This is a genomic window from Streptomyces sp. NPDC054765, from assembly GCF_053612065.1.
The window spans coordinates 1-1323 of the sequence record NZ_JBSHBP010000152.1 but is presented as its reverse complement, the minus strand read 5'-3'; the positions used below and the strand labels follow the sequence as shown (position 1 = coordinate 1323).

The window sequence follows — 1323 nt, the reverse complement described above, 5'->3', positions numbered from 1 at the left end:
TGAGGTTCCCCCGGGATGCGGAGGATGTTGACAGAGGGTCAGATGGTTCTCATGAGAGGAACATCGACCATGGCTGCCCCCAGGAAATACTCGCTGGAGTTGCGTGAGCGTGCGGTACGGATGTATCGCACCTCCGACCCGAAGCCCCAGATCAAGAAGCTCGCCGTCGATCTCGGCGTGCACCCCGAGGCCCTGCGCGGCTGGATCCGCCAGGCCGAAGCCGACGCTGGCGAACGCGACGACCGGCTCACCACCGACGAACGCGCCGAGCTCGCCGCCCTGCGCAAAGAGAACATCCAGCTCAAGCGGGCGAACGAAGTGCTGCGGACCGCCTCGGCGTTTTTCGCGGCGCAACTCGACCCGACCCGGCCCAGGTGACCGCGCTCCTCGACGAGCACCCCCACCTGGGAGTCGAGTGCGTACTTCGGGAACTGCACATCGCCTCCTCCACCTACTACCGCTGGCGCCGCACCGAACGCGAGCCGTGCGAACGGCGCCGCCGGGACGCGGAGCTGACCGAGCAGATCCGGCAGATCCACACAGACTCGGGCGGGATCTACGGCTCGCCGCGGGTGCACGCGGTCCTCAGGCGCGAGGGCACCCGCGTGGGGCGCAAGCGGGTCGAGCGGCTCATGCGCGAGGCCGACCTCGCGGGTGTCAGCCCGCGCCGGCGCGGCTTCACGCGCCGGGATCCGAAGGCCACGCTCGCCCCGGACCTGGTCAACCGGGACTTCACCGCGCCGGCGCCGAACCGGCTGTGGGTCACCGACCTGACGATGATCCCCACCAGCGAGGGACCGCTGTGGCTCTCCGCGATCCGGGACGCGTTCTCGCGGCGGGTGGTGGCCTGGGAGACTTCCGCCCGCGCAGACGCCGACCTGGTCCTGTCCAGTCTGGAGTACGCCCTCGCGTCCCGCGAGGTCGAGCCCGGCAAGCTCATCCATCACGCCGACCACGGCTGTCAATACACGTCCATCAAGCTCACAAATCGCCTTATGCGGGCGGGAATTGAGCCATCCATGGGTTCGGTCGGAGACTCGTACGACAACGCCCTCGCAGAAAATCTGTGGATGCTGATCAAGACCGAATGCGTCCGCGGGCGCGTCTTCGCCACGAGGGCCGAGGCGAACCTCGCGCTCTTCGAGTACATCGACGGCTTCTACAACAGTCGTCGCATCCAGGAACGGCTCGGCTTCCTCAGCCCGATCGAGTTCGAGGAGAAGCACTACGCCGAGCAGGCAACGGCCGAACGGGCGAACCTGAAACCCCGTCAACCCCTCCTGACCAGCTGATCAGCACCTCTCGCACAGCGGGGGAACCTCA

Annotated in this window: 2 protein-coding genes; both read left to right on the top strand. The window is 67.4% G+C overall.

Annotated features, from left to right (window positions below; translation table 11 throughout):
* The first annotated feature begins 69 nt into the window (after positions 1-69).
* Entirely contained in the window at positions 70-378 is a 309-nt protein-coding gene (locus tag ACWGJY_RS37520; protein WP_453265374.1) for a transposase, read from the top strand.
* Entirely contained in the window at positions 375-1292 is a 918-nt protein-coding gene (locus ACWGJY_RS37515) for an IS3 family transposase (protein ID WP_453265373.1), read from the top strand. Before ACWGJY_RS37520 ends, ACWGJY_RS37515 begins: the two co-directional genes overlap by 4 nt.
* Positions 1293-1323: the final 31 nt, after the last annotated feature.

Bases quoted from the DNA above. Each gene is read 5' to 3' on its own strand.
- ACWGJY_RS37520 (WP_453265374.1), top strand. From the start codon at position 70: ATGGCTGCCCCCAGGAAATACTCGCTGGAGTTGCGTGAGCGTGCGGTA.